The organism is Megasphaera sp. ASD88, from assembly GCF_002287425.1.
GTDB classification, from domain to species: Bacteria; Bacillota; Negativicutes; order Veillonellales; family Megasphaeraceae; genus Megasphaera; species Megasphaera stantonii.
The window spans coordinates 37,887-56,414 of sequence record NZ_NQXW01000012.1 but is presented as its reverse complement, the minus strand read 5'-3'; the positions used below and the strand labels follow the sequence as shown (position 1 = coordinate 56,414).

General features: G+C 57.0%; 16 protein-coding genes, 1 pseudogene and 1 other annotated feature (1 of these 18 cut by a window edge). Of the genes and pseudogenes, 5 read left to right on the top strand and 12 right to left on the bottom strand.

The window, feature by feature from the left end; genetic code table 11:
* Positions 1-127 precede the first annotated feature (127 nt).
* On the bottom strand, positions 128-1,033 hold the full coding sequence (locus CJ260_RS07650) for a LysR family transcriptional regulator (protein WP_143747681.1): 906 nt from the start codon (positions 1,031-1,033) through the stop codon (positions 128-130).
* Positions 1,034-1,176: 143 nt separating this feature from the next.
* Between CJ260_RS07650 and CJ260_RS07645 the strand changes: the two genes are divergently transcribed.
* Positions 1,177-2,076 (top strand): DMT family transporter, encoded by a 900-nt coding sequence (locus tag CJ260_RS07645; protein WP_095629759.1) that lies wholly within the window; start codon positions 1,177-1,179, stop codon positions 2,074-2,076.
* A 17-nt stretch (positions 2,077-2,093) separates the two neighbouring features.
* Positions 2,094-3,158 (top strand): hypothetical protein, encoded by a 1,065-nt coding sequence (locus CJ260_RS07640; protein WP_095629758.1) that lies wholly within the window; start codon positions 2,094-2,096, stop codon positions 3,156-3,158.
* A 90-nt stretch (positions 3,159-3,248) separates the two neighbouring features.
* On the opposite strand, the gene CJ260_RS07635 is transcribed toward CJ260_RS07640, so the two are convergent.
* Both CJ260_RS07635 and CJ260_RS07630 read right to left on the bottom strand, forming a co-directional pair.
* The gene (locus CJ260_RS07635) at positions 3,249-4,238 is read right to left on the bottom strand and encodes a bile acid:sodium symporter family protein (RefSeq protein ID WP_095629757.1); all 990 of its coding nucleotides are present in this window, start codon (positions 4,236-4,238) and stop codon (positions 3,249-3,251) included.
* Between the two features lie 496 nt (positions 4,239-4,734).
* Entirely contained in the window at positions 4,735-6,084 is a 1,350-nt protein-coding gene (locus CJ260_RS07630; protein WP_198947422.1) for a hemolysin family protein, read from the bottom strand.
* Between the two features lie 261 nt (positions 6,085-6,345).
* Here CJ260_RS07630 and CJ260_RS07625 point away from each other — a divergent pair, with 261 nt between their 5' ends.
* Together CJ260_RS07625 and CJ260_RS07620 are read left to right on the top strand one after the other, a co-directional pair.
* Positions 6,346-7,233 (top strand): radical SAM protein, encoded by an 888-nt coding sequence (locus CJ260_RS07625; RefSeq protein WP_087477606.1) that lies wholly within the window; start codon positions 6,346-6,348, stop codon positions 7,231-7,233.
* A 15-nt stretch (positions 7,234-7,248) separates the two neighbouring features.
* Positions 7,249-7,881: a hypothetical protein gene (locus CJ260_RS07620; RefSeq protein WP_095629756.1), complete on the top strand. Its 633-nt coding sequence runs from the start codon at positions 7,249-7,251 to the stop codon at positions 7,879-7,881.
* Between the two features lie 56 nt (positions 7,882-7,937).
* On the opposite strand, the gene CJ260_RS07615 is transcribed toward CJ260_RS07620, so the two are convergent.
* From CJ260_RS07615 to CJ260_RS07595, 5 genes and pseudogenes are all read right to left on the bottom strand, one after another.
* Positions 7,938-9,224: an aldo/keto reductase gene (locus tag CJ260_RS07615; protein WP_095629770.1), complete on the bottom strand. Its 1,287-nt coding sequence runs from the start codon at positions 9,222-9,224 to the stop codon at positions 7,938-7,940.
* A 10-nt stretch (positions 9,225-9,234) separates the two neighbouring features.
* Positions 9,235-10,230: pseudogene (locus tag CJ260_RS13150) on the bottom strand (DUF6282 family protein).
* Between the two features lie 194 nt (positions 10,231-10,424).
* Positions 10,425-10,829 (bottom strand): hypothetical protein, encoded by a 405-nt coding sequence (locus CJ260_RS07605; protein ID WP_095629755.1) that lies wholly within the window; start codon positions 10,827-10,829, stop codon positions 10,425-10,427.
* Between the two features lie 294 nt (positions 10,830-11,123).
* The gene (locus CJ260_RS07600; protein ID WP_095629754.1) at positions 11,124-11,708 is read right to left on the bottom strand and encodes a LysE family transporter; all 585 of its coding nucleotides are present in this window, start codon (positions 11,706-11,708) and stop codon (positions 11,124-11,126) included.
* Positions 11,709-11,756: 48 nt separating this feature from the next.
* Positions 11,757-12,155: a GNAT family N-acetyltransferase gene (locus tag CJ260_RS07595; protein ID WP_095629753.1), complete on the bottom strand. Its 399-nt coding sequence runs from the start codon at positions 12,153-12,155 to the stop codon at positions 11,757-11,759.
* A gap of 135 nt (positions 12,156-12,290) precedes the next feature.
* Between CJ260_RS07595 and CJ260_RS07590 the strand changes: the two genes are divergently transcribed.
* Positions 12,291-13,262: a LysR family transcriptional regulator gene (locus CJ260_RS07590; protein WP_095629752.1), complete on the top strand. Its 972-nt coding sequence runs from the start codon at positions 12,291-12,293 to the stop codon at positions 13,260-13,262.
* Positions 13,263-13,355: 93 nt separating this feature from the next.
* Here the strand turns inward: CJ260_RS07590 and ilvD are convergent, their stop codons facing one another.
* The 4 genes from ilvD to ilvC are packed head-to-tail and all read right to left on the bottom strand — an operon-like array spanning position 13,356 to position 18,289.
* Positions 13,356-15,008 carry a dihydroxy-acid dehydratase gene (gene ilvD / locus CJ260_RS07585; protein ID WP_095629751.1) on the bottom strand — a complete coding sequence of 551 codons (1,653 nt, stop codon included), beginning with the start codon at positions 15,006-15,008 and terminating at the stop codon, positions 13,356-13,358.
* A gap of 29 nt (positions 15,009-15,037) precedes the next feature.
* Entirely contained in the window at positions 15,038-15,550 is a 513-nt protein-coding gene (gene ilvN, locus CJ260_RS07580; protein ID WP_198643509.1) for an acetolactate synthase small subunit, read from the bottom strand.
* On the bottom strand, positions 15,547-17,244 hold the full coding sequence (gene ilvB, locus CJ260_RS07575; protein ID WP_095629750.1) for a biosynthetic-type acetolactate synthase large subunit: 1,698 nt from the start codon (positions 17,242-17,244) through the stop codon (positions 15,547-15,549). Before ilvB ends, ilvN begins: the two co-directional genes overlap by 4 nt.
* Positions 17,245-17,278: 34 nt before the next feature.
* On the bottom strand, positions 17,279-18,289 hold the full coding sequence (gene ilvC, locus CJ260_RS07570; RefSeq protein WP_087477615.1) for a ketol-acid reductoisomerase: 1,011 nt from the start codon (positions 18,287-18,289) through the stop codon (positions 17,279-17,281).
* Positions 18,290-18,380: 91 nt separating this feature from the next.
* Positions 18,381-18,528, bottom strand: a binding site (T-box leader); it runs 96 nt beyond the window's last position.

The following is an 18,528-nucleotide window of genomic DNA, read 5'->3' as shown; positions in this document are numbered from 1 at the left end:
TCAACGCAATATGCGTTCAATCCTAAGAACTATTTACCAGCATAGTCTTACAAGTAACCCATACTTCTCCATACAGCACACAGGGCCGGCCCCGCAAGGACCGACCCTGTGTGTCATATATCATATTTTATTCTGCCGAGCCGGCAACGTGCCGCCGAATGATGTCGATAAATCCCCGCACTGCCTCAGACGGTTTCCGGGCATATAAAATCCCGTAGGAAACGCCGTAATCCAAATCGACGAGGGGCAGCGTAATCAGCGAGGGATGCACGCCTGCCCAGGCGTCCAGCGTCAAGAGGGGCAAGCCCTGCTGCCCGCAGAGATTGAACGTATCGACGTCGTAATAATAGCTTGCCTCTTCGATGATAATCTGGGGATGCTCCCGCTTCAGCAGGCGATGAAACTCGTCTATCTGCTCTGTATCGCCGCTTTTTACCATGACGACGCGCTCGCCGTGAAGGTCGTCCAGCGTCAGGGTCTTCCGCGACGCCAGGCGATGGCCTTCAGGAAGGGCGATGCAGAACCGATACGTCCCCAAGGGCAGGTAATTGGCCCTGGCCTGCATGCTGCGGGAGTTGAAGGAGCCCACTAAGACGTCGATGCGGTCGCCCAGGGAAGTGATGACCGACAGAATCTGTTCCTTCGTATCTTCATAGGGGACGATGCGGAACGTATAGTTCCCATAGGTTTCGCGCAGCGGAGCCCACAGGTCCGTCAGCACCTTGCTGGGGTTGAGCAGGGAAGATCCGACGCGGATCGTCACGCCGTCCCGGCCGCCGGCCTGCTTCGCCCGGGTCACGGCGTCGGCGGCATAGGCCTGCAGCCTCAGGCCGTCTTCATACAGGGAGCGGCCTGCCGCCGTCAGCGAAACGCCCTGATTGTTCCGCATCAGCAGCGTAAGGCCCAACCGCCGCTCCAGGGCGTTCATCTGCTTCATGACCGACGCCGGCGTGACGAAAAGGCGCTGGGCAGCCTTGGCAAAACTGCCGCTGTCTGCGACTTGTAAAAAGACTTGCAGCTGTTGACTCAGCACGATGTCATCCTCCCCTTCTGTGTAGTACACGAATTGTAGCACGCCCCTTAGCAGAGGTCAAGAAATTGGTATCGTTTATTCCCGTTTCCGTCAAGGTATGCTATACTGATTAAACATACACGTGAAAGGAAGTTTGTTACAGTATGGCTCTATCGTCTCTTTATAAAGGCATTCTATACTGCGTCCTCGGCGCCGTCACCTGGGGCGTCAACGGTACGGTCAGCCAATATCTCTTCACCCACTACGTCGTCGACTCGGCCTGGATTACGGCGCTGCGCATGATCGCCGCCGGCGTCGTCCTCCTAGTCCTGTTTTTCCCGAAGCAGCGGGCTGCCTTTTGCGGCATGTTTCACGACCCGGCCAGCCTCCGCAATCTTCTCCTCCTGTCGATTTTCGGACTCCTGCTCTGCCAGTATTCCTATTTGACGGCCATCAAATATTCCAATTCGGCGACGGCGACGGTGCTGCAGACCCTCAACGTCGTCCTCATGTCCTTTTTCCTGGCCGTCCGCTTCCGCCGCAGGCCGTCGGCCCGCGAGCTCGTCTCCGTCGCCCTGGCCGTTCTGGGCGTATTCCTCGTCGCGACGAACGGCAACCCGTCGACGATGGTCCTGTCTCCCCAAGGGCTGACGTGGGGCCTCATCGGAGCCGTCGGCTGCGTCGCTTACCCCACCCTGTCCCAGGGCCTGGCCATCCAGTGGGGCGCCGTGCCGGTCAACGCCGCAGGCATGATTATCGGCGGCTCCGCCCTCTGCCTGGGCGTGCAGGCCTGGGGCATGACGCCGGAGCTGGACGCCGTCGGCTGGCTCACCGTCGCCTTTATCATCCTCGTCGGCACGGCCTTGTCCTTTACGCTCTTCGTACAGGGCATCCGCCTCGTCGGCCCGATGAAATCCACCCTCATCGGCACGCTGGAACCGGTAACAGCGGCCGTCGTCTCTGCCGCCTGGCTGGGCACGGCCTTCCACCCCGTCGAGCTCGCCGGCTTCGTCTGCATCCTGGCCACGGTCTTCCTCATCGTAGTACAGTGGCCTTCCCGGTAATGTAAAGGAGGATTCCCATGCCTGCCAGCACCTTCGACATCAGAAACAGCATCCGCATCGCCGGAGCCTTCATCGCCTGGGTCATCGGCTCAGGGTTCGCTACGGGCCAGGAAATGCTGCGGTTTTACGCCAGCTTCGGCCTTTATGGGTACGGGGCTGTCGCCGTCAATTTAGTCGGCTTTTTAGGAATGGCCTACTTGCTGATGCGGACAGGCTTCGAACACAAAAAAGAACCGGGCTTTAATCACTTTCAATTTTTCTGCGGCCAAAGGCTCGGCCTCGTCTATACGTGGCTCATCATCGCCACGCTGATCCTGCTCATGCCGGTCCTCGTCGCCGGCGCAGGAGCGACCTTGTACGAATATTACCGCGTGCCCCAGCCTCTCGGCTCCGCCGTCATGACCGGCTTGCTGCTGGCGGCCTACCTCATGGGCTTCGAGCGCCTCATCCAGGTCATTTCCTCTATCGGGCCGGTTATCATCGTCTTTTCTTTAGCCATCGGCTGCGGCGCCATCGCCGCCGATTACGGCCAATTTTCCCAAATAGAAAGCTATGAATCAGCCCTCACCCCCTATCAGGCGGCGCCCAACTGGTTTCTGAGCGCCGTCCTGCACCTGAGCCTGAATTTCTTTCCGCCCAGCATGTACTTCACCCGCCTGGGCGTTTCCGCCACTTCCAAGCAAGAGCTGCGGGCCGGCGCGTTCCTGGGTGCCTTCGTCGTCATCCTCTGCATCGCCGTCATGACCACGGCTATCCTGCTGAACGGCAATGCCGCCGCAGGACTGGACATCCCCGTCCTGTACCTGGCGCAAAAACTCCATCCCCTGTTGGGCGCGGCCTTTTCCATCACGCTGCTCCTGGGCATCTTTTCCTCGTCATCCGTCATGATGTGGTCCATCTGCAGCCGAGTCACCTGCTGGGGAAAACAAGGCAACGTCGCCTTTGCCGTCGCCGTCGCCCTGTTTACCTATGTCGTCAGCCTCTTTTCCTTCGGCCGCTTAGTCGCCGTCCTCTATCCGGCCATCGGTTACGCCGGGCTTCTCTTTATCGCCTGCGTAGTATACAAAAATTTCAAAACCTAAGATATGCAAAACAGCGTATGTCCATTCCCCTTTTATCGGACATACGCTGTTTTTTACGCCACAAATAGTATTCTATCAAAGTGCAGCGGCTCAGTGGTGGGCCGGCGCCGGTACGGCTTCCGCTGCGGTGGCCTTCCGCGCTTCTATGGCGTCCATCTTGCGGGCGAAGATACCAGCCAGAATCGAACCCGTGACCTGGTGAATAGCCGCGCCGATAGCCGCGGGAATCGCCACGGCGGGAGCAAAGAATACCGACACGAGGGAAATAGCCAGGGCGTCGTTCTGCATGCCTACTTCCAGCGTAACGGAATGGCGCTGACGCTGTCCCAGGCCCAGCTTGCCCGTCACGAAGTAGCCGATGCCGAAGCCGAACAGGTTATGGGCCAATACGATGAGGACCATGAAGAAGCCCAATTCCAAAATCTTCGCGCCGTTGATGGCGATGACGCCGCCGACGATGGTCAGCACACCGAAGGCCGAAATGAGGACCAGTACCTTGGACAACAAAGCGATGTGCTTTTCACCGATGATCTTGTGAACGATCAGGCCGGCAGCCAGCGGCACGAGAATTACCTTCATGACGGTCATGGCCATGGCCAAGAACGAGACTTCGACCCACTGGCCTGCCAGGGCCCAGACGATAAAGGGCATCATAATCGGCGCCAGCAGCGTCGAGACCGTCGTAATCGATACGGCCAGGGGGACGTCTCCCTTGGCCAGAAAGCTCATGACGTTGGACGCCGTGCCGCTGGGGCAGGAACCGAGCAATACCATGCCGACGGCCAGTTCCGGCGTCAGGTCAAAGGCCAGCACCAGGGCATAGGCCACGATGGGCATAATCGTGTAGTGAGCCGTGCAGCCGATGAGCACTTCCTTCGGCCGCTGGATGACCAGCTTGAAATCCTTGGCGTGCAGGGTCATGCCCATGCCGAACATGATAATGCCGAGAAGCGTAACCGTATGGGGCACGGACCACAAAAACGCGCCGGGCATGAAGTACGCCCAAAGGACGACCAAGAAGACGATATACGTCAAATACCGTCCAACAAATCCACTCAGCATTCCAATCCATTTCATCATACAAAAAACCCCTTTCTGTACCCCTATCTTACGTATAACGAACAGCAAAACGGCGATTGGCGAAAAAAAATACTTTGCCTCAAAAAGAGACAAAGTATCATATACTCTGCGGTACCACTCTTGTTGCCCGTCGGGACCCCTCGTCGGCATCTCCGGAAAATCCTTTTAATGCCCGGCATGATAACGGATGCCTGCCGGCTGCGTCTACTAACCGGAAAGATAAGCGTTCGGGCAGCTGCTCCTGGGCGACTTCCTGCAGCGCTTCCATCCCGCCTCTCAGCATACGGCCGGTTCTCTGTAATTTCTGCGGCAGCAGTACTATTCCCAATCAACACTGTTTTGTATTCGTTGAAGCTTATTATACGCTTAAATCCTTCAAAGTCAATACATTTTTAAGATTTTACGAAGTTTACTAAATAAATTAATCGTTTAACTTTATATTTTAAAGTCAGTAAAACGTATCATCTATCCGGCAGCGCCGAAGGGCGGAGGCCCGTCAATCCTTGTTCAGCTGCTCGTCGAGCATATCCTGGCTGACGTCGTCCAGCTCGCTCAGCAGCTTGATCTTCAAGCGCGTAATGCGGAGATTTTCCACTTCTTCCACGTAAATTTCCGCCTTGGGCAGCTTGACCATCTGGCCGGCTTCGGGCTGCGTGTTGAGCTGCGTGTAGACCCAGCCGCCGATAGTATCGCACTGCTGGTCTTCCAGCTCCAGCTCGAACAAGTCGTTTACGTCTTCCAGCAGCATCTTGCCATCGACGGAGTAGATCTTATCGGTCTTTTCCTCTACCTCCGGCCGTTCCTCGTCAAATTCGTCCTGAATATCGCCGACGAGCTCTTCCAGGATATCTTCGATCGTCACCATGCCGGCCGTACCGCCGTACTCGTCGATGAGGACAGCCAGCTGCTTCCGTTCCTTCTGGAGCTGGCGCAGGAGCTTGCTGATAGGCATGAAGACCGGCACTTCCAGCACGTCGCGGGCCAAGGTCCGCAAGTCCGATTTTTTCCCGTCCTTTAAGGACCGCAGCAAGTCCTTGATGTGCAGGAACCCGATAATGTGATCCTTGTCGCCGTCGCAGATAGGGTAGCGGGTCATGCGCTCGTTCAGGGCCGTCTCGACGCAGTCGTCGAAGCTGTCGTCCAGATACAGGCAGACCATATCCGTACGGGGCACCATGATCTCGCCGGCGCTGCGGTCGGAAAAATCGAAGACGTTGTCGAGATAGGTCAGCTCGCTTCTGTCGATATAGCCGTATTTATAGCTTTCCTTCATCAAAATGCGGATTTCTTCTTCGTTATGAGCTTCTTCCGCCTCGCTGGCAGCCTGTATGCCCATGCGGCGCAGCGTCCAGTTGGCGATATGGTTCAGCGTCCAGACGGCCGGGTACATGAGCTTGTTAAACAGAATCAGCGGGCGCGATACGAACAACACCACGGCTTCGGTCTTCTGAATCGACAGGGATTTCGGCACCAGCTCGCCCAATACGATGTGCAAGGCCGTAATCAGGGAAAAGCCGACGATAAAGGCCAGCGTGTGCTCCAGCTGTACGGGCACCTGGAAAAAATGAAACACCGGCGCCAGCATCTTGGCCACGGCAGGCTCGCCGATCCAGCCCAGCCCCAGGGAGGCCAGGGTAATGCCCAGCTGCGTCACCGACAGGTAGGCGTCCAGATGCTCCGTCACCGTGCGGGCGTATACGGCGCTCTTATTCCCTTCCTTAAGCAGCGTATCGACTCGCGACGGGCGCATCTTGACGATGGAAAACTCCGACGCTACGAAGAAACCGTTCAGCACGACTAAGGCTAAAATCAAAATGATGTTGAAAGTTATCTCAAAATAATCCAAGTACAGCGTTTCCCGAAGGAAACAGTCACCTCCGCTCAAAAAGCAAATAGTATTAAAAAGAAATATCATTTTTATTGTATCATATAACGCAAAGGCTTCAAAGGGGCGGTACGATTATAAATTTGCATAGCTGTCCTCAGGCGGCGTGATTCTTTGTCCCTGCCATTTCCTGCCATGGCCAGACCGAAAAAACTATTTGAAAATTTTACTTATATGCGTATAATTGTGTATAATATACATGAGAAAGGATGGTTTGCTTATATGATGATTGATAACGCAGAAGGCCTCGTATTCCGGCCGCCCAGCGAAGCGCGCAGCTTTATCCTGCGGGTGACTATCGGCTGTTCCCATAATATGTGCACGTTCTGTGCGATGTACAAAGATTCCAAATACCGCGTCCGTTCCCTCGAGGAAATCGACGGCATTATCGAGCGGGCCGCCCAGGCCTACCCCTTCGTGCGCCGCGTCTTCCTCGCCGACGGCGACGCCCTCGTCCTGCCGACGGACGATTTGATCCATATTCTGAAAAAATGCTATGCTACGTTCCCCAATATTAACCGCATCGGGGCCTACGCCACGCCGGCCGACCTGAACCGCAAATCGCCGGAAGACCTGAAGCGCCTGCGCGAAGCCGGCCTGGGCATCGTGTACATGGGCATCGAAAGCGGCGACGATGAAGTCCTGCGCCACGTCAAGAAAGGCACGACAGGCGCGCTGACTGTCAAAGCCGGCAAAAAGGCCCTCGACGCCGGCATGAAGCTGTCGGCCATGATCCTCATCGGCCTGGGCGGCAAGGAGCGGACAAAGGAGCACGCCCTTCATACGGCAGAAGTCGTATCGGCCATCAACCCGACCATGCTCAGCGCCCTGACCCTCATCATCCCCGGCAACGTGCCGCTGTACGAAGAAGTCGTCACAGGCAAGTTTACGCCTCTCACGGCCCGGGGCTTCCTCGAAGAGCTCCATATGATTCTGAGCCATACGGACATGAAAAATCCCTGCATTTTCCGCAGCAATCACGTGTCCAACCTTGTCCCCGTCGGCGGCACCCTGCCGATGGATAAGGACGCCATGCTGGCTACGCTGGAACGGTATATTCCCCGGGCCGACAACGTGCGTCCCCTCTTAAACGACACCGGTAATTTCTGATAGGAGGTCTTTCCTATGAAAAAGTTCCTGCTTCTCATCCTGGCATTGTTCACTATGACGGCGTCGGCCTTCGCCGCTGACAGCGAGCCGCGCTTTGACAACATGCGCACGGCCCTCATCGTATCTACGACGCAGCGGGGAGCCGAAGCGCAGTACATGCTGAAACGGCTGAGAGAACCGTTCCGCATCCCCTACTGGGACCGCGTAGAGGCGCAGGAACAGCTCACTCCCGACGATATTACCATCGACACCATGCGGGCTTTATCAGATAAATACAACGCCGACGTCGTCGTCGTTCCCGTCGTCCAGACCTGGTATTGGCGGCAGTACCAATTCTTCTTCCGCTTCGACGGCGAAATCGTCACAGACTGCGCTTATTACCTCTCGGTCTACGCCTACGACCGCCAGCAGGACACGCTGAAGAGCTACAGCTCCCGCGGCCGCGAACGGGAATCGGCGTCTATCCTCAACAATCCCTACGAAATCTTAGGGAAGGCCATGGACGAGGTCCTAGCCAAGCTGCCGTACAAGCGGATTCCTACGGACATCGAAGCCGTCCGCGGCAGCATTTCCAAGCTGGACGTCAAGACGACCGAAGGCGGGGCAAAGATCATTACCAACGAACTGCCTATCCCCGTAACGCAATAACACGACAAAAAATCGGAGCAGACACTTTCGTCTGACTCCGATTTTTTTATTGCATCCTATTTTCCAAAGGCCCCTTCGACTCGTTTTAACAAGGCTGGAATATCCAATCCCTGCGGGCACTTGGCCAGGCATTGGCCGCAGTTTGTACAAGATGAAGCCGGGTCGCCGCGCTGGATCGGCGACATGGACGTCGTGTAGTCGAACATGGCCCGTTTCAAATCTTTATGGAGCAAATAGTTGTTGTACACGTAGGCGAAGATATAGCCGATGGCTACGTTTTCCGGGCAGGGAATGCATTGATAGCAGCCCGTGCAGTCGATATGGCCCGGCATTTCGCGGTAGGCCCGGATCGCCCGCCCCAGGGCTTCCCGTTCGTCCGGCGTCAGCATGTTGGGTTTGGCCTTTGCAGCGTACTGCAGGTTTGCTTCTACGTCCTTCATGGAGCCCATGCCGCTGACGGCGACGCTGACTTCGGGAATATCCCACAGGTAATCCAAGGCCCATTCGTTATCGGGCTTGTGGATGCCCGTTGAGGCCAGTGCCTCGCGCATGGACTCGGGAAGATTCGCCAAAAAGCCCGTCCGCGCCGGCTTCATGACGGCCAGGCCCATGCCGTTTGCCGCCGCATACTTCGGCCCCAATACGCCGGCTTCGTATTCGTAATCCAGATAATTATGCTGAATAAGGCAGAAATCCCAGTCCGCCGCTTCGACGACCTCCTTAAACAGCTCCAGCCGGTCGTGGAAGGAAAATCCCATGAAGCGGATTTTGCCCTGAGCTTTCAGCTTTTCTATCTTTTCAATAAGGCCGAAGGGAATGACCTTTTCCTTCCAGCCGCGGTGCATGATCATGTGAATATGGTAAAAGTCGATGACGTCCGTGCCGATAGCCCGCCGCGATTCGTCAAACATCCTTTCAAAATCGTCGGGCGTCTCCATGATCCACCACGGCGACTTCGACGTGACGTATACCCGGTCGCGCCAGCCGTTGGCCAGGGCCTTGCCTACGGCCAGCTCGCTCTGTCCGCCCAGATACACCCGTCCCGTGTCGATGTAGTTGACGCCGCCGTCGATGGCCCGATGGACCATATCGACGGTCTGGTTCATGTCGACGGTCTTGCCGTCGGCCAGCATGGGCAGGCGCAGCATGCCGAAGCCCAAGGCCGATACTTTGACGCCGGTCTGGCCCATAGGCCGGTACTTCATCTTAGGATTGTAATTTAATATGTCTTTGCCGTCTTCCGCACCGCTTCCCGTCGTATCCTTGGCTAAGGCCGTCGGCCCCATGACCATGCCGGCGGCGACGGTCAGGGCCGCGCTTTTGAGAAAATCTCGTCGGTTCATCGCCATTTCCTTATCCCTCCAGTCCGAGTAAGTAGGCCGGATTCCGCCGCACCAGCGTATCGACGACACGCTGGGACACGCCGCCGTCCAGCAGCTCGCCGATGCAGGCCCGCATCCCTTCCGACGGGTCGGGCATGTTCGCCTGGCCCATATCGGTAGAAATAAAGCTCCGTTCCGGCGCGACGGAAACGTAATTCATAAAATCCCGGGCTGATTCCCGTTCATATTGGCTCATCGCCGTGCCGGCTCCCCACACGCGGGGCAGGTAGCACAGCTCGATATATGCGCCCAGATCGACGCAGCGCTTGATGTCATCGGCCGTCATGCGCCAAATCAGGGAATTGACATGGGTGACGACGAATTTATGTACGCCCACTTCCTTGGCCTTGGCCGCCATGAGCAGGCTCTCCTGAGGCGACGAATGGCCCGTCGCAAAGATGATGTCGTGGTCGGCGCAGATTTCCATGACCTGCACGACCTCCGGCAGGACCTTGCCGTCCTAGACGACGGGAATCCCCTGTCCCGCGCGGCCTTCGACGGCGTTAGGATATACGGCGGCCATCGTCGGCATCCAGATGCATTTGCAGCAGTGCCCTGTCGTTTCCACGGCCATCTTCGCCGCGTGGACGTTGATTTTGTCGTCGACGGCGTAATTCATGCAGAAGCTGCCGAACACTTCAAAATCCGGCAGGGACTGGCGGATGAGATAGGCCCGGTCGTGGCAGCTCCATTCGTTCGACTTGTACATGACGGCCCGATAGCCCAGCTTCTTGGCCTTGCAGGCGAAATCAAACTCATTGATGCACCGCTCCCGCACGTCCGGCGCGGCATGGATGTGGATGTCGCAGACTCCCTTCAATAATTCGTCCGCAGCGCCCTTCTCTTCTTCCATCGCCGCCGCAGCCGACGGGATGCCGCCGGCTACATTGGCCATGACCATGGCGCCGCCGGCTAATCCGGCTTTTTTCAAAAACTCCCGCCGCGTATATGTGAATCCCTCACGCATAGCAAGCTCCTCCTCATTTTATTACAGGTTAATACAAAACGTTATGTATATGGCAAGCAGTCGCCGTCCGGCGCCTTGCCTCTACCGATATTGTATCCCTTTCATGACAACGGGGCTAATGCTTGTTTCAAATAAAAAGAAATACGGCGCAAGCATTTTTACAGATCGGCAAGGTTCCATCTGTCTGGCGCCAATTAATTGTAGCTGGGCTGATGAAACAACGCTTCAAAGGCTTCCCGTTCGGCAACCCGGTCATAATAGGCCGCTTCCTGCTCCGGCGAATCGAAGGCCCGTACGGCATGATACGACGCGTTTTCCGAAGCAGTCTGGTTGGTATATCGTTCTTCAAAGGCCTGTCTTGCCTGTTCCTGCTGGTAATGGGCAGCTTCCTGCTCCGGCGAGTCAAAAGCCCGTACGGCGTAATACGACGCGCATTCCGAAGCGGTCTGGTTAGTATATCGTTCTTCAAAGGCCTGTCTTGCCCGTTCCTGTTGGTAATGGGCAGCTTCCTGTTCAGGTGAATCAAAGGCCGGCGCGGCGGCAAAGGCAGACGCGCTCATCAAGCATAATACGATAGCAGCCGTTACTTTTTTCATCATCGAATCTCTCTCCTTTAAATAAATAGTTAAGAAACTACACTAGTAATCCTAAAAATAAGGCTTTTAATTTTTTATTCTCCTTAGGATGACTTTAGTTTACACCCCGTTTTTTATTATGTCTAATGCCTATGTTTTATCGCTTAAAATACGATACGAGCATTTTTTATTGTCCCAAATTCACTCCGCTCCCACTGAGGTCATCGCCATGACCAAACAGCCAAAGGGCATAGAAATACCCCGACAGCTTGTCTTCACGCAATCTGTCGGGGTATTCCTCTGCTGCAGCATCCCTGTCTACAGCCATATTTCTATGACGGAAAAGACGAGGAGAGCCGCCAATATCCAGTTTAAAAGGCGTTCATAGTTTTTAAAGAAACGGTCCAGCGCCGCGCCGGCTAAAGCCCAGACGACATTGGACGCCGCGCAGGCCAGGCACATGACGATTCCCAGGCCGACGATGAGGCCTTCGCTCGTATATACGGGCAGGAGAAACGACGTGTAGCCGATGAGCAGGAAGATCATGACCTTGACATTCGTAAAGTTCAGCAGCATGCCGGCCAGAAACCGTTTCCCCTTGTCGACGGCCTTGCCGCTGCCGCCGCCTGCCGACGGCGCGAACATCTTATAGGTCAAAAATAAGATATACGCCGAGCCGACGGCCTTTAAGGGAATTTCTATCCACGGCAGGGCCGCCTGCAAGGAATGAATGCATCCATAAATCACGCCGTTTAAGATAAAAAAGCTGACGAACAGCCCCCACAGCAGGGGCGCTGCGCCGCGAAAGCCGAGACGCCGGCTTTCGGACATAGCCATGAGGTTATTAGGCCCCGGCGTGAAGGCCATGACGAAGGTATACGATAAAAATGCTATCAGTTCCATAGGGCACTCCCCTTCTCACGGCGTCTTACAGACACTCCTTGACCATCTTTATTTCGTATACCAGGTCTCCGTCAGGACGCCATTCCGTATTTTCACTCGTTCCGTTATATGAAATCCTGCCCTCTCGTACAGGCGTATCGCGTCGGTCAGGGGCTCTGCCGACCAGAGCATGAGGCGGGTATATCCCATTTCCTTTGCCCCGTCTAACACCACCTTCATTAAAGCCGACCCGACGCCGCAGCGCCGGTAGTCCGGCTCCACTAAAAACAGCCGAACCTGCCCTTCGCCGGCCTCGCCGCTCTGGCAAAGCATGACGCTGCCAATCAGCCTGCCGCCGCACTCGGCTACCCAAAGGGCTTCCCCCTCCTGCTGCGCGCCGGCAAAATCCACGGCGATCTTTGCAGCATACTCCGTAAAAGCCGGCCCCCAGCCGTATTCAGCCGGCAATGGGCGTCGGCGACGTACTGTTCTTCGCCGCGCCGATAGGGACGAACGATATACTTCATATTGCTATGGTCTCCTTTGCCTCTCTGTACTACAAGCATACCATACGATAGGTCAAAAAGAAATTTGACATTATTCATGCCCGGCCATAGAATGAAGTTATATCAGCAACCCGAAAGGATGAAATGTATGACCTTGCAGCAATGTCGTTATATCATGGAAATCGAGAGGTGCCGTTCCCTCACGGAAGCGGCGAAACGCCTCTTCGTCACCCAGCCGAGCATTACGAAGGCCGTGCGCGAGCTGGAAAAAGAGTTGGGCATCACGATTTTAAAGCGGACGAACCGCGGCGTCGACTTTACGCCGGAAGGCAAAGAGCTGGCATCGTACGCCCGGCTCCTCGTCGAGCAGGCCGACGCCGTGCGCAGTCGTTTTACCGGCAAACACGAGCCGACGCCGCTGAAATTGACCATCGCCTCGCAGCATTACCACTTCGTCACGCCGGCCCTGGCCGCTTTGATCGGCGAGATGGCCGATCGTTCCTATGAAATCGCCCTGCGCGAAGGAAAGGGAACGGACGTCGTCGAGCAAGTCGGCTCCGGTGCGGCATCCGTCGGCATCTTGTGCGCCTCATCCCTCAACCAGGCCGTACTGGAGCGCAAGCTGGCCGCCTATGGGCTGGTCTTCACGCAGCTGGCGACGCTGCCGGAGCACGTCATCCTCAGCAGACGCCATCCCCTGTCGGCCTTTTCCACACTGCGCCCGGAACAGCTCGCGCCCTACCCCTATATCACCTTCCGCAAGGACGATACGCTTCTCGATATTACGGAAAGCTATTTCACCCTCCGCCGTGCGTCCCGCCAAATCTTCGTCGAAGACCGGGCGACGATGAACTACCTCATCGTCCATACGGACAGCTACTGCCTCGGCACGGGCTGCCTGAGCGAGGGCTTTATTCCGCCGGATATCGTCCCTGTCCCCTTGGACGTGCCGTGGAATCTCTGCGTCGGCTATCTGCAGCGGAAAGACGCCCTGCTGTCGGAAGAATGCCTGCAGTTTATCGGGCACCTGCGCCAGGCCCTGCAGGACTCGCTCCCCCTTCGGTCCTAACGTACAGATCATCTGCGTATATTGCCTACAGCAAAGCCCCGGCTTCCGAGCGCCGGGGCTTGTCGTATATCCTGTATCCTGCAAAGAAAGGAATTATTTCAATACGGCTCCCGTATTGGCCGACGTAACCAAGCGGGCGTAACGGGACAGGTATCCCGTCTTGACCTTCGGCTCAGGCTGTTTCCAGGCCGCCTTGCGGGCCGCCAGCTCTTCGTCGCTGACCAGCAGCTCCAGCTTGCGGTTCGGGATGTCGATGGAAATCATATCGCCGTCTTCGATGAGCGCGATAGGTCCCCCTTCCATCGCTTCCGGAGAAATGTGCCCGATGCACGCGCCCCGGCTGGCTCCGCTGAACCGGCCGTCCGTAATCAAGGCCACTTTCAGACCCATGCCCGTAATGACTGCCGTCGGGTTGAGCATTTCCCGCATCCCCGGGCCGCCCTTCGGCCCTTCGTAGCGGATGACCACGACGTTCCCTTCTTTGATGTCGCCGCCGATAATCGCCTTGATAGCTTCTTCCTCCGAGTCGTAGCACTTGGCCGTGCCTTGGTAGACCAGCAAATCCGGTTCGACGGCGCTTTCCTTGATGACCGCTCCGTCGGGAGCCAGGTTGCCCGACAGGATAGCGATACCGCCGCGGTTCATGTAAGCATTGTCTACGCTGTGGATGACGTCAGGCCGTTCGATATCCGCTTGGTCAATGCGCTCGCCTATGGTTCCCGTCACGGTCCTGGCTTCCGTATGTATGATGCCCAGCTTCGTCAGCTCCTTCATGACGGCGCTGATGCCGCCGGCTTCGTTCAAGTCCTGCATGTGGTATGTGCCGCCGGGGCTCATCTTGCAGATGTATGCCGCCTTGCGGCTGATTTCGTCGAACTTCTGCAGCGGCAGGTCGAGGCCCGCTTCATGGGCGATAGCCGGCAGGTGGAGCACCGTATTGGTCGAGCCGCCAATAGCCATGTCGACGGCGATGGCGTTTTCAAAGGATTCCATCGTCATGATGTCCCGCGGGCAGATATTTTTCTTCACCAGCTCCATGACGACGGCCCCGGCCTTCTTAGCCAGCATGCGGCGGGCTCCGAAATAAGCCGCCGGAATGGTGCCGTTGCCGGGAAGGCCCATACCCAGGACTTCGGTCATGCAGTTCATCGTGTTGGCCGTAAAGATGCCGGCGCAGGAGCCGCAGCCCGGGCAGGCTTCGTGTTCCATCTGGTGCATTTCTTCCGGCGTCATCTGGCCCGATTCGACCTTGCCGGCCGCTTCGAACATGGTGCTGACGCTGATATCCTTCCCCTTGTGGCGTCCGGCCAGCATGGGGCCGCCGCTGACGACGACTGTCGGGATATTGATGCGTCCGGCAGCCATGAGCATGCCCGGTACGATTTTATCGCAGTTGGGAATCATGACCAGGCCGTCGAAGGCGTGGCCGTTGGCGACGGCTTCGATGGAGTCGCAGATGAGCTCGCGGCTGGCCAGCGGGTATTTCATGCCGTCGTGGCCCATGGCGATGCCGTCGCAGATGCCGATGGCCGGAAATTCGATAGGCGTACCGCCGGCGGCGGCGATGCCCAGCTTGACGGCTTCGGCGATTTCCCGCAGGTGCATATGGCCGGGAATGATTTCGTTAAAGGCGTTGACTACGCCGATCAACGGCTTCTGTAAATCTTCGTCGCTGTAGCCCATAGCGTGAAACAAGGTGCGGTGGGCCGTACGGGTGCTTCCTTTTTTTACTACGTCGCTTCTCATATCAACTATCCTTTCGTATATAGGGTATATTATCTCATGCGCATCTGCTTGACGGGGATGACGCCGCGGGACAAGGAAATCTGCCCCGTTCTGGCGATTTCAATGACCTCGTAGTCGTCGAGCATCCGCAGCAGCGCCTCGATATGGTCTTCCCGTCCCGTCAGGCGGAAAATAAGGGAGTCGCGCTGTACGTCGACGACCTTGGCGTGGAACAAGTTGGCAATATTGGTCAGCTCGTCCCGCACAGCCGGCGTATCGCATTTTACCTTGACCATAGCCAGCTCGTAGCTGACGAGAGGCGCGTCGTCCAAGTTGACGACCTTGATGACGTCGATGAGCTTGGCCAGCTGGTTGACGGCCTGGTCGAGCTCCCAGCGGTTTTCAACAGATACGACGATGTTGATGCGCGTCACGTCCGGCTCTTCCGTATAGCCGGCGTTGATGCATTCGATATTGATGGCCCGGCGGCTGATGAGGCCGGCCACGTGGGTGAGTACGCCCGGTTTATTGTCGGCTAAAATAGCCAAGTGCTGTCTCATCATTGTGCTTCTCCTCCTAAGACCATTTCGTCCAGGCGCTTGCCGCCTGGTACCATGGGATATACGTTTTCATCGGCCGGAATGTAGACGTCCAGCAGCGCCGCCCCTTCGGCGGCAAAGAGCCAGTCCAGGCCCTGTGCCAATTCTTCAGGCTTGCGGACAGTCCGCCCCGGCACGCCCATGGCTCCCGATACGGCCGTAATATCCGGGTTGTCAGCGATGACCGACTGGGAATAATGCTGGCCATAAAACAGGCGCTGCCACTGGTTTACCATGCCGAGGACGCTGTTGTGCAGGACGATGACCTTGACGTCGACGCCGTACTTATGGAGCGTCGCAAATTCCTGGCAGTTCATCATGATGCTGCCGTCGCCGGTAAACAGCAGAACCGTCGAGCCGGAGCATCCCAGTTTAGCCCCCATGGCCGCCGGCAGGCCGTAGCCCATAGTTCCCAGGCCGCCGGAGGTGATGAAGTGGCGGGGCTTGGAAATGTCGCAAAACTGAGCGGCCCACATCTGATGCTGGCCTACGTCGGTGACGACGAAGTCGTCTGCGCCCAAACGGCTGTTGACGGCTTCAAACAGCTTCTGCGGCGATACGGCGTCGGGAAGGTCCCGCGTCGCAAAGGGATGAGCCTCGTTCATGGCCAGGACTTCCTTCCGCCAGTCGGCGAACTGGGCGGCGAAATCGACGCCGCTTTGCCGTACCTTTTCGTCAAACAGCGGCAGGGACCAGCGGAGGTCGCCGTTGACGCTGATGTCAGCATGGACGATCTTGTTGATTTCTACCTTGTCGATGTCGAAATGGACGATCTGGGCGTTGGGCGCAAAGTTTTCCACGTCGCCTGTAATGCGGTCGTCAAACCGCGTGCCTACGGCGATGAGCAGGTCACACTTCGTCACGGCCATGTTGGCGGCGTACGAGCCGTGCATGCCTATCATGCCCAGATGGGCGTCGTACGAATCGGGCACGGCCCCCTTGCCCATGAGGGACGTAATGACCGGCACCTGCGTTCTCTGGACGACGTCCCACAGGGGAGCGGCCATATCGGCGAGGATGATGCCGCCACCCGTCAGGAGGACGGGGCGCTTCGCCTGTTCCAGCGCCGCCACGGTGCGGTCGATATCGTAAGCCTGCCCCGTATATACGCCGCTGTAGCCCCGCAGCTCTACCGTTTCGGGATATTCATAGTCGAATTCGGCGTCGAATACGTCCTTGGCTACGTCGACGAGGACCGGGCCGGGCCGGCCCGTCGTGGCGATGTAAAAGGCTTCCCGTAGCACGCGGGGCAGGTCCTTGACGTTCTTTACCAGGTAATTGTGCTTCGTAATAGGCGTCGTAATCCCCGAAATGTCGGCTTCCTGGAAGGAATCGCGGCCGATGAGGGTCGTCGCGACCTGCCCGCTGATGACGACGAGAGGGATAGAGTCCATGTTGGCCGTCGCAATACCCGTGACCATGTTGCACACGCCGGGGCCCGACGTGGCGAAGCATACGCCCGCCTTGCCCGTCGCCCTGGCGTAGCCGTCGGCAGCGTGGACGGCGCCCTGTTCGTGGCCTGTTAAAATATGGGGAAATTTGGCTTTGTATAATTCATCGTACAAGGTCAGAACAGATCCGCCGGGATAGCCGAAGACGACTTGTACTTGTTCACGTTTCAAGCTTTCGATGATCGCTTGTGCTCCGGTCATTTTCATAGGCACATACCCTCTTTTCTATGTATTGGAATGATTAGTCGTTGGTGTCGTTTTCATGAAGCCACGGCATCATGTCGCGCAACTTCGCGCCGACCTGTTCGATCGGGTGTTCCGCATGCTGGCGGCGCATCGCCATGAAGTGGGCCCGGCCGCCGGCCTTGTTTTCCAGGAGCCAGTCCTTGGCGAAGGTGCCGTCCTGGATATCGCTCAGGATCTTCTGCATAGCCGCCTTCGATTCAGCCGGGATAACCTTCGGGCCGGCCGTGTAGTCGCCGTATTCCGCCGTGTCGCTGATGGACTTGCGCATCTTGGCCATGCCGCCTTCGTACATGAGGTCGACGATGAGCTTCATTTCGTGGAACGTTTCAAAGTAGGCGATTTCCGGCTGATAGCCTGCGGCGACGAGCGTTTCGAAGCCGTTGGTGATGAGCTGGCAGATACCGCCGCAGAGGACGGCCTGTTCGCCGAACAAGTCCGTTTCCGTTTCTTCCTGGAAGGTCGTCTGGATGACGCCGGCCCGGGTACCGCCGATGCCGCGGGCATAGGCGAGAGCAATGTCAAAGCACTGGCCCGTCGCGTCCTGTTCGACGGCGAATACGTCGGGAACGCCGCCGCCTTCCACGAAGGTACGGCGTACGAGATGGCCCGGCCCCTTCGGAGCTACCATGAATACGTCGACGTCGGCCGGCGGCACGATCTGCTTAAAGTGGATGTTGAAGCCGTGGGCAAAGGCCAGGGCGCTGCCGGATTTCAAGTTCGGCCCGATTTCGGCGTTGTATACGTCGGCCTGCTTTTCGTCGGGAATGAGGATCATCGTGATGTCCGCTTCCTTGACCGCTTCAGCTACTGTTTTGACTTCCAGGCCTGCGGCTTTTGCTTTTTCAGCAGATTTGCTGCCTGCGTACAAGCCGACGACGACGTCGACGCCGCTTTCCTTCAGGTTCAGCGCGTGCGCGTGGCCCTGGCTGCCGTAGCCGACGATGGCTACCTTTTTGCCGTGCATGACATCCCAATTTACGTCCTGATCATAAAATACCTTTGCCATTTGAACATCTCTCCTTTTGTATGTAACAAGTAATGATTTCGTTGGCCTTTAGAGAATACTGCAATAGGGAAATAAAAAAATCCGTCCCTCACTGAGGGACGGATTGAATTCCGCGATACCACCCTGATTCCCAAATCCATTACTGGACCCAGGCTCTCTACAACGTACCAACATACGCGTTTCCTATAACGTGGAAAAATCGTCAGCGCTTAATACGTACTTCAGCGCTCCTCTTCCGG